The sequence below is a fragment of the Lacihabitans lacunae genome (genome assembly GCF_042649125.1).
Taxonomy (GTDB): Bacteria; Bacteroidota; Bacteroidia; order Cytophagales; family Spirosomataceae; genus Leadbetterella; species Leadbetterella lacunae.
The window spans coordinates 396,024-408,592 of record NZ_JBHRYQ010000001.1 but is presented as its reverse complement, the minus strand read 5'-3'; the positions used below and the strand labels follow the sequence as shown (position 1 = coordinate 408,592).

Here is a 12,569-nt window from a genome sequence, read left to right as displayed (position 1 = left end):
TAAACAGTAACTACTCATTCTGAGTCTGACAAACTACCCTTTTTAAATCCTAAAAAAAGTAGCGTATGTATTATTACAAACAGTTCTGAAGGTCAAAAAAACTAAATACTATGAAAACAAAAGCCGAATTAGAAAAAGAGATATTAACAATCACCATGAAAATGCATTCGGAATATCCGGAACTTTCAAAATATATCAATGAAATACCTATAGACACCACCGCAGGAAACGGGGACTTGGTAAACACGCAAAACCTGAGGCAATATCTTAATTCTTTGCAAGAAATTATGCTGGAATACGCCAAAACACACGAGGCTGAACCCGATGAATCGGAGGAATTTCCTGGCTATAAGGCTTATCCGCCTTCTGAAGACATTTATGCACGCGGCACCAAGGAAATGGATATAAACCCAGAAGACATCAGCAAAAAAAAAGTGGCTGATTTGAAAAAGAAAAACACTGAAGAGTTGAGGTTTGAAGATGGCCGCTTGGGAGCTGACTTAGACGTGCACGGTGCAGACCTCGACGACGCACAGGAAGACATAGGCTCCGAAGACGAAGAAAATAATTACTACAGCATAGGCGGCGATAACCACAACGACCTCGATGAGGATTAAAATTATAACGAAACACTTAAATAATTAAAAATGAAAATTCAATTTAACACAGACAAATCAATAAATGGAGACGAAAGACACGAGGAATACTTTTCGGGTCAAATAGCTAAGAAATTAGAAAGATTCGAAAACCGCATAACAAGAATAGAAGTTTTTTTAACTGACGAAAATGGCAAAAAAGCAGGTCATAATGACATCGTTTGTAAGATAGAAGCCCGCGTGGAAGGTAAGAACCCGATAACGGTAAGCGAGCAAGCGGATTCTATGAATTTGGCGATTTCGGGTGCAATAGACAAACTAAAGGCCGCCCTGGAAACGGTAGTAGGCCGTATGCAAAACCATTAATTTGATATTGAAAAATATCAAAAACAAAAACACAAATAATTATGAACAATACGAAACAATTGGGAATCTGGATGGATCATTCGGAAGCCAACTTAATAGACCTAAACGCAGCAGAAAACTGCTACACCATAGACTCAAAGTTTACCTATGAAGTAAAAGACGAGGCGATTCGCAACAGTGAGCATGTGATGCACAACAAAGAGCAGCAAATGCACGAGGCGTTTTATAAAGAGATAGGCAGTGTGATTTTAAAATATGACGATGTGTTGCTTTTTGGCCCAACCAAAGCCAAAACAGAGCTACACAATTACCTTCAGAAAGACTCACATTATAAGGATATCAAAATAGAAGTAGAAGCCGCGGATAAAATGACGGATAATGAAAAAAATGCCCGTGTAAAAAGCCATTTTGAGAAGCAATAATTACTAGCAGATCCTTTTTACATATTCCCAAACCTTAGCTTTTAAATCACAAGCAGCCCATTTCGGTGGGTTGCTTTTTTTTATCCCAAAACTAAAAGAGTAAACCTACTTAATGCTAACTGATTAAATGGACACAACCTTTGAATAAATAAATAAAAAATAATAGAATTAATTTCATAAAAAAACCTACATTCGTTTTAAAATCCAGAAAATAGGTTAAACAAGCATGGCAACTTACAAAAAGTCCAACAAAAAAATGGAAAAACTATACTATTACGCTAATAGTCAACTGCATACAAGACCATATTCTTTTGGAAATCTTTTTGAATATTATCTCATCTCAAATAATTATTCAAATTAAAATATGAACAATTCTAATTCAAACCAAAGGTAGAGATGCAGTTTAAGAAAAAGTATAAACTAAAAAATAACATCAACGATTTAAAAGATATTTTTGGCAATTTAAAAACATACGGAAAATATCACCCACTTATAAAAAACGTAATATTAGTAAACAGCAAAAACTCATCGAAAACCGAGTATATCGTCAAAGAGCAACCTTTTAATTGGATTCCGATTAGAATGAAGTACTTGACTGTGGTAAGGCAAAAAAACAATAAAATAGAATATCAAATAAAGAAAATACCGCTTACTAAGGTGAGTTTTGAGTATGATTTTCTTCATATTGGCGAAATGGAATGTGAAGTAGAGTTTAAATTAAGCCTAAAAAGTAAACTCTTGGGGAAAAGAATATTTCTAAAAAAAATGATCCAAGCCCAAGATGAACTCATGAATAATATTCTTGAAGAAGATTTGTATTTTTAACTTGATTACGTTTAACCTTATCCACAATTGATTAAACACAACGACATCCCATAAAAAACTAAAAAACCTTTATCATTTTTTTAAAATGTTAAAGAAAATAATAGCCCAAAACTTATAAATAGCCCGACTTAATTATTGACTTTGCCATAATTTTTTGGAACTATAATATACATGAAAATGAAAACTAACAATTTTACTTTACCCGCTTTTATGGCCGTGGCTATGGCTGTGAGTTTAGGCTCCTGCTCACTAGACGAGAAAAAAGCCACTGAAAAACAAGTTTTGGTGGTAGGCCAAACAGAAAATGACGTAAAACGAGGCGAGTACCTCGTGGCGATTATGGGTTGTCACGACTGCCACTCGCCCAAACAAATGGGAGCCAAAGGCCCCGAAATTATTCCGGAATTAATGCTCTCTGGCTATCCGGCTGAAAGGCCGATTGTCAAATTCAACAATCCCCTCCAAAAAGAGGGCTTCTCTATGTTTTACCCCGACTTAACAGGAGCCAATGGACCGTGGGGTGTCTCGTTTGCAGCCAATATTACGCCTGACGCCACCGGCATAGGCACCTGGACCAAAGAACAGTTTAAAAACGCCCTAACCAAAGGTAAATACAAAGGCCTCGATACCGAAAGAATGCTACTGCCTCCTATGCCATGGTTTAACTACGCCTTCCTCAAAGACGAAGACTCAGACGCCATTTTTGCCTATTTAAAAAGCATAAAGCCAGTCAAAAACGTTGTGCCCGACCCTATCACTCCCGACAAAATGTAAGACTAGACAAACATTGACAGAAATAAAAATTACATAAACGCCCATTTTGAAGCAGGTAAAACAGAAATCAAATTCTTATTACCTGCTTATTTTTTTATAAAAAAGCTTAACATATACAAAAACACGGACTTGGGCTACTAAAACCGTCTTGATAAACTTCGGGTGTGGGTTTATATCGAATAAAGAATATCTTTCGTATAAAATCAACCGCTACAAGATATGAAATGGACCTACCGAATTAAAAACAAAATAATAGCCTCAGTTTCGTTGCTTTCGCTGTGTGTGTTGGTGCTGATCAGCAACTACATAGACCGAAACCATACCGAAAACGTGAAAAACACCATCGGTACTTTATATGAGGACAGGCTGATAGCCGAGGGTTACATTTTCAAAATGTCAAATGAGGTTTTTAGAATCAAAGAAGTGCTCCAGGCCGATTGGGGAAAAACCGTAAAAACAGATAAAATAGGCACGCTAAATACAAATATTTCAGAAAAAAACGCGGCCTACCAAAAGACAAAATTAACCGCAGCAGAAAAGAGTAAGGCAGCGGAACTGACCACGACCTTAAACCGGTTTATGGATACCGAAATAGACCAAGCCCAACAAAAACTAAAAGCCGCAGATGAGGCATTGGCGATATTAAACGAACTGTCTGTGATACAGCTCGAAGAGTCAAAACAAATAATGAATCAGGCGGAGAAACTGTACCTTTCGGGCAAAAACTCCTCCGAGTTTGTATTTGCGATTATCATCATCATATTACTGGTGCTGCAGGCCATGGTATTTGCGTCTAAAACCCTGAAACCCACCAACCGAAATATGCCCCACAACCTCAACTGAGACCTTATTGAATATTCAATATAAAAATCAAAAACTTGAACCTATTACGAAAGACAAAACCACCAAAACACGGACCAAATCCTAATGAAACTCAAACAAAATTTACCGATAAATCAATAAACGCCACCCTTGGTTTTATTTTTAAAATAAAACTGTAAATTGTGCAAAATTAGAACATTATAAACCAACACGATTTATCCGCCAACAAATGCTTACAAATGCTTACAAACGCTTACAAACGGATGGATGTCTATTTTCTAAATATTTAACATTAAAAAAGACAATAACGATATAGAGGCTACTTCTGGATTTGGGGGTACACTTATGTTATAGCAAATTAAAAAAATAAGAAAATGGACACGAACGAAAAACAAAAACACAATCTCAAACAATTTAATGGCGTAGATGGAAAATTTCTACTAATAGACCCTTTGAGTATATCCTGTATTGAGCAAATTAATCAACATACCGTAAGAATAGTATTAAAGTCTGTAATTGACGGAGAGAATATTTCTTACGAACTTAATTATGACCTTAAAACAATTTATAATGTAATTAATAACTAATTTACATGAAATACTTAAAATTTTTATTGCTTCCTCTGACATTGTTACTATTCTATTGTTTCACTTATTATGGAATTTATTTTGGCCTCCTAGGTTTTCTATTTTTACATTCTCTTAGTTGGATTTGGCTTATTCTTGGTTTTTCAATGATTTATGGGCTAATCACAGTTTTTGTCAGTGAAATACCTTCTTTATTGAGGATTTTCATTTTTAAACTATTTAACTTCAACAAGTTTATAATTTTATTACATACCATATCAGGTATCTTAGGTATAATAGCTATTCTCTATTTTTTCTATTATAATCCAATTGAAAGTAGCAATCAAAATGGGAGCTTTTTAAGGACAATTTGGGATGAAAGTCCAATAAAAACTATTTTTGTCGGCATAGCTTATTTAGGTTTTATATTATCATTCATTCTCTCTTCATTAGTCCTCCCAGTATTCGGCAACTTTAACTTAGATGAAAATTAATTAAAATGATAGAATATTGGTTAAAGAAACTTTCTTACACATTGACAATTTTATTTTTAATTAGTTGTAATAATGGGGTTTCTTGCGATAACCAACTTAAAAAACCATCAACTTTTGTCGAGTTAGAATATCAATTAGAAAATACGGAATTTAGTTTTATTGAAGAATTAGGATTAGGTAATAGTTCATGGATAACGAATTGCTTTTATTATAGTTGCGACTTAAAAACAGGATATTTCGTATTACAAGTTAAGGACAAGAAATACTTTCATGGTGGAGTGCCATTGAACTATTGGATTTCATTTAAAAAATCGAAGTCTAAAGGTTCATTTTATAACCAAAATATTAGAGGCAAGTTTAAATTAAGCCTTTTGAAAGATGAATAAATAACTTGCTATAACACAAAAATATACGAGAGCTTTTATCCTCCTCGCATAAGGCTAACGCTCAAAAAGCCCTCGCATATTTTAGCCGTTATGTGCTATTTAACCACTTAACCAAAAAATTAAACTATAAATTATAACAATGAAATATTTAATCACTATTATATTTTTTGCCTTACTTGGATGTAAAAGTGCTCAGCAAATCAATAAACAAAATGTTGAAAATGCGATTACAAAAAATGCTCTTCAGTTATTAGAGGACAAAAGGTTTCATTCTGTTTCTATTTCACTGTATAAAGATGGAGAAGCCACAATAAAACATTTTGGAGAATTAACTATCGGAAAAGGAAACAAACCAAACGATTCTACACTTTATGAAATAGCATCTGTAACTAAAACTTTTACAGGCTATATAGCTGCGAAAGCGGTACTTGAAAAAAAAGTAAATTTAGATGATGATATTAGAATCTATCTTGATGAACCTTATCCCAATTTAGAATATAAAGGTGAACCTATAACAATCCAACACCTCATCACCCATACAAGTGGATTTCCTAATATGCCTCCAAAAAGTGAAAATAAAAAGGTTTTTTTTGAAGGATTAAAACAAATCAAAATTGAAACGAAACCTGGAGAAACATATTTCTATTCAAACACGGCTCCAGAGGTGACCGCATATATACTTGAAAAAGTGTATCAAAAACCTTTTGAGGAATTGGTAACAGAGTATATTTTGAAACCAAATAAAATGAACCAAACCAAATTTTCACTCAATGAAAATGATAGAAAAAGATTGGTAAAAGGTTATAACGGTAAAAACGAGTTAATGCCTAATTTTAATAGAACTTTATGGGGTGGAATTTCAGGATTACACTCTACGACTACGGATTTAGTGAAATATATGAAATTGCAACTCGACAAGTCGAGTCCTATTGTAAATGAATCTCATAAAAAATTATTTAAAGAAGGTTCGGATTTTTGGGAAGGCTATCATTGGTACATCATAGAAAATGGTGATGAATTAATTTTCAGACATCACGGAGGTATATATGGAATGCAGAATTGGTTTGTGATTTATCCTAAAAAAAATATGGGAATATCCATATTGACAAATGCGAGCTTTGATGGAACGGGAGAAATTTTAGAAAAAGTAGTTGGTAATTTATATGATGACATCGAGATAAAGTAAAAATAAACAGCACATACAACAGTTTGGCAAAATGGCGGGTTTAGTGCTGAATTCAAAAGCAGTTCTTCGATTCAACTTTTGTACAAAATTGAACATTTGTGCTTCGATTTCCGCCACTTCGGCAAGCTGCCGGACGTTAGCAGCAATCCAGCATATAAGCCTCGCCCATTAACTTAGTATGCTAACGTGGAAGCACTTATGAAACAATTCCTTAAATTTGAAAACTCATTGCAAGGCCGATTTTTAAACTGTTGCGTAATAGTACGAGGGCAATCCTGGTTGGAGTGTGTGTCATAACTTAAGTGGCGGTTCTGTTCCGGTTACTATCAGAATACGAAACCCCGTTCAGAATATTTATTATTCCAAAAGAGCACTCCCTTTGAGTATTTTTTAAATTAAAACTCAAATTTTATGGATCAAAAAACTGAATCATTATCCATGGAAATTGTCAATCCTAATGCCGCAGGAATTGACATAGGTAGCCGCTCTCATTGGGTCTCAGTAGGTCAAAAAGAAAAAGACATCAAAGAGTTTGGTGTTTTTAATGAAGACCTTCAGTCCATTGCCGATTGGCTTGACGAAAACAAAGTAACCACTGTAGCCATGGAAAGCACGGGTACTTATTGGCAGGCACTTTATGCAGTTTTGATAAATCGCGGTTTTCAGGTGATTTTGTGTAATGGTAAATTTACCAAAAACATTAAAGGCCGTAAAACGGACATTCAAGACTGTGCTTGGATTCAAAAACTCCACAGTATTGGTCTTTTATCAGGTAGTTTTCTGCCCGATGAAGCCACCGAGCAACTACGGACTTATTGCAGACACAGAGCCAACTTACTTGACATGGCTGCAAGCACTCAAAAGAAGATGCAAAAATACCTGCGACTTCTTAATTTGAGACTGGACGTGGTAGTAAATGACATATGTGGACTTACAGGAATGGCAATAATAGAAGCAATTTGCAAAGGCGAAACAAAACCTGAAAAACTAGCAGAGCTTAGACATGGGAACTGTAGAAAATCAGAAGCTGAAATAGCTAAAGCTCTTGAAACTAATGGTAGAATGGACTATTTATTTGCTCTTCAGCAAGAACTTGATATGTATAAAATCATTCAAACAAAAATCACAGCTTGTGATACAGAAATAGAGAAAATGCTGAATAAGATTATTGATCAAGACGATAATAAAAGGCAACATTATATTGACAAAAAATCACATAAAAGGATCAATAAAAATACTCCCAAAAACATAGATTTAAACATAGTAGGCTACCAATATTTTGAAGGCGTTGACCTCATGGAAATTGAAGGTTTTTCGCATGGAACAATCCTGCATTTAATAAGTGAAGTTGGCTTAGAAGGTATAAAGAAATTCCAAACAGCCAAACAGTTTGCAAGTTGGTTAAGGTTAGCTCCCAATAATAAGAAAACTGGTGGTAAAATAATATCAAGTAAGGTTCCAAAAGGAAGTAATCGACTAAAAATAGCCTTAAGGAACGCTGCGAATGCAATTGGGAATTTAAAAGACTCAACTCCTTTAAGAGATTTTTTTCAGAGAATAAACTTTAAAAAAGGAAGAGTATCAGCAATTAGTGCTACTGCACGAAAATTGGCGGTAATAGTATGGAATATGGTAACAAAAGGTACAAGATACATAAACCCCGAAGGCTATTTGTTTTTAGATCAAAAAAGAAAGCTAGGCTTGGTCAAAAGAATTCAAAAACAAATTGATAAATTTGGATTGACAAGCGAAGACCTCGAAGTGATAATCAATTGATATTCAACGCATAAAAAAAACGTTAGTCAGAACGTATTGAAGACAAATACTATATAAGATAAATAATAGAAATTAATTAGAAAATTGCAATAACTAAGGAATTCTAAAACAACCTGAAAAGTGATCTATTCTTTTCTCAACATATAAATTATTTAAAGCTTTTTGAAATATGCATCAGCAAGACAGTTTGAGATTTGACAATGTCATTTTGAGATTATAAACAAGAAATAATTTTTGAATAAAAACTAACTTAACCCGATTAATCAAGACATCAATACATATATTGGCAAAACAAATTAAGTTTAAAATTATATCTCTTTGAAAAACTTAAATTTTTCAAGTGTTTTTTGTTCAAATATGTTTGCAAAAAATTAAAAACACTTGAAAACTAATAATTTACTCAAATCAAAAATTTAAAAATGACAACAAAAAGAATCATTGGAATGCTAAGACTTATTGGCATATTCTCTTTAATAATAATTATTGCTATGTCTATCTTAGACAAGATAGAATATAGAGACATTTTCGTTTATATTGCCTTAGGATCTTTTATAATAATATTTATTATTTATCTTGTTAAGAACTATATTGTTAATTACATAAAAGAATAATATTATTAAAAAGTAAAGCTCAACATGAATTGAAAGATGAGAATAACTAAATTAGGCTGCTGCTAATCGAGTAAACGGCCGTAGGCCGTAAAGCCAACAGTACGCTTCTGGTTCGCCAGCCCGGTCACACCACCGTACGTACGGCACTAGGCGTGCCCGTCTTTATACGGCGGACTAGGCGTCCCCGTTCACTGAATCTCTGATTGCAAGCGTTGATAATACTCCAACATACTTTCGTAACCACCTAATCTTAGCTTTTCAAGCGTGATAGTAGTCTTTAGAATAGGGCTTCGAGCTGCCGGGCACGCCCAGTGCACCCTCCCATTCTTGTACGACCGGGCGGCGAACCGCTCCACCGATATCCTTGAATTTGGTTCACTCCAAGCCTAATAAGGTTCTTTCGCTTACGTTCAGGCTTATTCCAGACCGTCCAAATACAATACCTCAACCTATTTCTTAACCACACATCAAATGCTTTAAGTTTTATGTGAATACTTGTCCAATACTTAAAAAACACAACCAAAAACCACACACCAAAATCAAACAATTTACCGATAAATCAATAAACGACTCCCTTGGTTTTATTTTTGAAATAAAACTGTAAATTGTGCAAAATTAGAACATAAGAAACCAACACGTTTTATCCGACAACAAATGCTTACAAACGGATATGTGCCTAATTTTTAGATATTTAACACTAAATTAGGCTAAAAGGATGTAGGTGCTACTTCTGGATTTGGGGGTATTACTATAGTTCTTGGGCATTGAAGAATAAAAAGTAATCATTAAATAGAGATGGTAGTAAAAAATAAAAATTATATGCTAAATAGATTTCGATGAATTATTATGAACAACTACAAACAACTAATTGGAAAAATAAAAGGTTGGAAATACTGGAGAGAGATCGTCATCAATGCCAAAATTGTTTCAATAGTAGTTATGAAACAAATTTCATTGGTGTTATAGCATCATTATATGAAGAGACTAGCAGTTCTAATATTTATAAAGTAGATGATAAATTAATTGGTAGAATATTTATTAATAAATCATTAGCTAATTTTAAGACTATTTTTGCTTACTTAATAGAAGAAGAGTGTAATGAAGTCAGAAATTATGTGGCTCTAAGAAATGTTACGGAATATGATCTACAATTAAGAAAATATAATAAAGAGCTAAATGAAGTTAATGAGATTAGAAAAATCTACTACGAAAATATTAATACTGGATATTATAAGGCAATAGAAGTACTAATTGGAAAAGAAAAACTTAATAAACTAATTAGACAAGAATTTAAACTGCTGACAAGTGAGCCATCTAAAGAGACTTTAGAAAATGTAGTTGAATGGTATCATTTACGTAATTTACATGTGCATCACAATTATTATCAAATTGGCTATAAAGCATGGGAATATTCAAATGATGCTTTATTGACTTTGTGTTGGGAATGTCACGAAAACCTTCATAAAAAAACTAAAATTAAGATATTAGGGAGGAATGGTGAGTTTTTAGAAGAAAAGAATGTTTGTAAGAGATGTTATGGTGCTGGTTACCTTCAAGAATTTTCGCATGTAGAAAATGGAATATGTTTTAGATGTAATGGATACAGATTCGAACAGTGAAAAAGTTTGTGTAAGAAATTGAAAGAAAAAAACGCACCACAGTCGAGTAGATAAGGAGAATTTCACCCCTTACCTCTAACATAAAAATTCCGAGACACGTAGTCGTCAACCTCTAGATTCATACGGCTCTTGTAGTACGGTCTTGGATTTTAGTTTTTTCAAACTTGTATCCCAGCTGGGAATGGTAAAACAAATACGGGAAGGAGACAATTACTTTTTATAGCTGCTTTTGGGGCTTAAGCTTTACCCCTTCCCCTACTGTTTTTAATTAATAGTCAAGTAACTTGGGCCAGGTGTTGCAATGTGAATTTTCGGTGGTATTTTGGGGTTATTTATCAAAATTGTATCCTGTTTCTCATTTTGAGCGATACGGCTATTTAGAGGTATTGCTCCATCAAAAAACGTTGTGCGTGTAGGAGGCTATACAAAGCTAAATGGACTATTTTTTTGTGAAAATTAAAATTTAGATAGACGACCGTAAAATGAACGAGCTTCGTAAAATAGTAGTAGATTTAATAGACTTAACAGAGCGTGAGTGGTTGTTTTTTAGCACCAATCTGAAAATCAAAGCATACAAAGCCAAAACACAAATAGTGAAAGAAGGCAGTGTAGCAAAAAACATATATTTCATAGAATCTGGCTTGGTAAGAACCTATCATTTACACGCTGGCAAAGAGATCAATACCTATTTTGCTTGTGACCATCAGTTTATTTCCACTTTTTCCAGCTTTATAAATCAATCGCCATCTTTTGAAACTTTAGAGACCATTCAAGATAGCGTGGTTTATGAACTGTCTTATCAGTTTTTGAATCAGATGTACAAAGAATCAAGAAAATTTGAAAAACTTGGAAGAATATTGGCCGAAAAAAATTATTTGTGTGTGCTAGACCGCACCTACACCATGCAGACAAAAACAGCCAAAGAGAAATATTTAGACTTTATTCAAAACTATGATGAAAAGATACTTCGAAACGTACCTCAATATCAAATTGCAAGTTTTTTAGGTATTGAACCTGAATCATTAAGTCGTATTAGAAAAGAAATTTCAAGCACTTAACAAATGTCAATGGAGATGGATTGGGTTTAATTTTTCTTTGTGTTTCAAAACAAAAAAACATAATGAAGAATAAAATAACAAGCTTATTGCTGGCCTTTGGTTTTAGTTTTTTGACTTACTTACAAGGGTGCAAACCCTCAATAGACATTGGCCAATATCCTGCCCCAAGTTTTTCTACTACCAATTACCCAATAGACACCACCGTTAGTTTTTCGCTTTCGATTATTGAAACCGGATATGCCAAAACATCCGAAGCCTTTGTTTTTAGGGGAGGGAGTCTATTTAAAACACGGAAGCTTTCGCATGTAGCCATATTAATTCAGCATCCAAAAGGTACCTTCGTATTTGACACCGGCTTGGGAAACCATATTGAGGCACAGTTTCACGACAAGTTTTCATTTTTAGACCGCCAAATGTTTAAATTCACCAAACTAAAGTCGCTTACCGAAACCTTCCGTGAGCATGGCTTTAGCCCTGATTCCATTGACTTCATTGTTCCATCGCACCTACATTTTGACCACGCAAGCGGCATTGAGGATTTTCCACAAGCCGAAGTATGGACCACAAAAGAAGAATACAAACATGCCCATAGTGATGAGGCAAATCTTCCTGCATTTATAAAAGAACAGTATGATGCCGATTTTATAAAATGGAAATTCTTAGATTTTAGCGATAATACCTATGAGGTTTTTAATGAAAATTATGACGTGTTTAGCGACGGCACGGTGATATTGGTAAAGTTACCCGGACATACAAAAAGCTCTATTGGCATGTTTGTTAATCTAAAATCTGGCAAACGCTACTTTTTTACGGGCGATTTAACATGGGCACTTGAGGCATTTATTAATCCCTCAGAAAAACATTTTATTCCTCGAAATAAAGTAGATGGAGAACCTGAAAAAGTAAAGGAAAACATAGTGAAGGTTCATTACCTTATGAAGAAAAAACCTGAAATTTTGGTGGTTCCGGCCCATGACGCTGAGGCTCAAAAAAACATCGCTCGTTTTCCCAAGGTAGAATTCTAAAATTTGGAAATGGAAGAAAGAACGTACAAAAATTATGTTTTTT

Annotated in this window: 13 protein-coding genes; all 13 read left to right on the top strand. The window is 34.0% G+C overall.

Translation table 11 applies throughout. From position 1 onward, the window contains the following. Positions 1–110 precede the first annotated feature (110 nt). A complete protein-coding gene (locus tag ACFOOI_RS01600; protein ID WP_379834248.1) occupies positions 111–617 on the top strand; it encodes a hypothetical protein in 507 nt (168 codons plus the stop codon). A gap of 30 nt (positions 618–647) precedes the next feature. Beyond that, the gene (locus ACFOOI_RS01595; protein WP_379834245.1) at positions 648–962 is read left to right on the top strand and encodes an HPF/RaiA family ribosome-associated protein; all 315 of its coding nucleotides are present in this window, start codon (positions 648–650) and stop codon (positions 960–962) included. A 41-nt stretch (positions 963–1,003) separates the two neighbouring features. After that, the gene (locus ACFOOI_RS01590; protein ID WP_379834242.1) at positions 1,004–1,384 is read left to right on the top strand and encodes a hypothetical protein; all 381 of its coding nucleotides are present in this window, start codon (positions 1,004–1,006) and stop codon (positions 1,382–1,384) included. 396 nt (positions 1,385–1,780) lie between these two features. Next, positions 1,781–2,209, top strand: coding sequence for a hypothetical protein (locus ACFOOI_RS01585; protein ID WP_379834240.1), 429 nt, complete (start codon positions 1,781–1,783; stop codon positions 2,207–2,209). 177 nt (positions 2,210–2,386) lie between these two features. After that, a complete protein-coding gene (locus ACFOOI_RS01580) occupies positions 2,387–2,983 on the top strand; it encodes a c-type cytochrome (RefSeq protein WP_379834237.1) in 597 nt (198 codons plus the stop codon). A 219-nt stretch (positions 2,984–3,202) separates the two neighbouring features. Next, on the top strand, positions 3,203–3,826 hold the full coding sequence (locus ACFOOI_RS01575) for an MCP four helix bundle domain-containing protein (protein WP_379834235.1): 624 nt from the start codon (positions 3,203–3,205) through the stop codon (positions 3,824–3,826). A 353-nt stretch (positions 3,827–4,179) separates the two neighbouring features. After that, positions 4,180–4,392 carry a hypothetical protein gene (locus ACFOOI_RS01570; RefSeq protein WP_379834232.1) on the top strand — a complete coding sequence of 71 codons (213 nt, stop codon included), beginning with the start codon at positions 4,180–4,182 and terminating at the stop codon, positions 4,390–4,392. Between the two features lie 478 nt (positions 4,393–4,870). Next, the gene (locus ACFOOI_RS01565) at positions 4,871–5,251 is read left to right on the top strand and encodes a KTSC domain-containing protein (RefSeq protein ID WP_379834229.1); all 381 of its coding nucleotides are present in this window, start codon (positions 4,871–4,873) and stop codon (positions 5,249–5,251) included. 139 nt (positions 5,252–5,390) lie between these two features. After that, on the top strand, positions 5,391–6,437 hold the full coding sequence (locus tag ACFOOI_RS01560; protein WP_379834227.1) for a serine hydrolase domain-containing protein: 1,047 nt from the start codon (positions 5,391–5,393) through the stop codon (positions 6,435–6,437). A 411-nt stretch (positions 6,438–6,848) separates the two neighbouring features. Continuing rightward, a complete protein-coding gene (locus ACFOOI_RS01555; RefSeq protein ID WP_379834224.1) occupies positions 6,849–8,213 on the top strand; it encodes an IS110 family transposase in 1,365 nt (454 codons plus the stop codon). Between the two features lie 1,447 nt (positions 8,214–9,660). Beyond that, positions 9,661–10,443: a hypothetical protein gene (locus tag ACFOOI_RS01550; protein ID WP_379834222.1), complete on the top strand. Its 783-nt coding sequence runs from the start codon at positions 9,661–9,663 to the stop codon at positions 10,441–10,443. Positions 10,444–10,925: 482 nt separating this feature from the next. After that, positions 10,926–11,501 (top strand): Crp/Fnr family transcriptional regulator, encoded by a 576-nt coding sequence (locus ACFOOI_RS01545; protein ID WP_379834219.1) that lies wholly within the window; start codon positions 10,926–10,928, stop codon positions 11,499–11,501. A 62-nt stretch (positions 11,502–11,563) separates the two neighbouring features. After that, the gene (locus ACFOOI_RS01540; RefSeq protein WP_379834216.1) at positions 11,564–12,526 is read left to right on the top strand and encodes an MBL fold metallo-hydrolase; all 963 of its coding nucleotides are present in this window, start codon (positions 11,564–11,566) and stop codon (positions 12,524–12,526) included. Positions 12,527–12,569 lie beyond the last annotated feature (43 nt).